This window comes from Neisseria sp. P0020.S003, from assembly GCF_051957095.1.
GTDB lineage: Bacteria > Pseudomonadota > Gammaproteobacteria > Burkholderiales > Neisseriaceae > Neisseria > Neisseria subflava.
Map to the genome: position 1 here is coordinate 1 of NZ_JBQCWU010000120.1, position 211 is coordinate 211.

1 protein-coding gene is annotated in these 211 nt (G+C 45.5%); it reads right to left on the reverse strand.

Annotation, left to right across the window (positions count from 1 at the left end; genetic code table 11):
• Nucleotides 1-194 (reverse strand): IS3 family transposase (locus tag ACTHTQ_RS11620; protein WP_440364004.1); only part of this gene is annotated, 194 nt, incomplete at its 3' end.
• Nucleotides 195-211 lie beyond the last annotated feature (17 nt).

A 211-nucleotide genomic window follows, 5' to 3' on the forward strand; every position in this document is an offset into this window, starting at 1 on the left:
GGACTCAGCTTTTTCAATTTCAAACTGCAACGCTCCCGGTTGTAGTAATCCATATAGTCATCTATCTGCTTCATCAATTCATCTACCGTCAATTCACCTGCGTTATAGAAACACTCCGTCTTCAACATCGCAAAGAAGCTTTCCATCGGCGCATTGTCCCAACAGTTCGCCTTTCGCGACATGCTTTGAACCATGGAATGCTCCGCAAGCA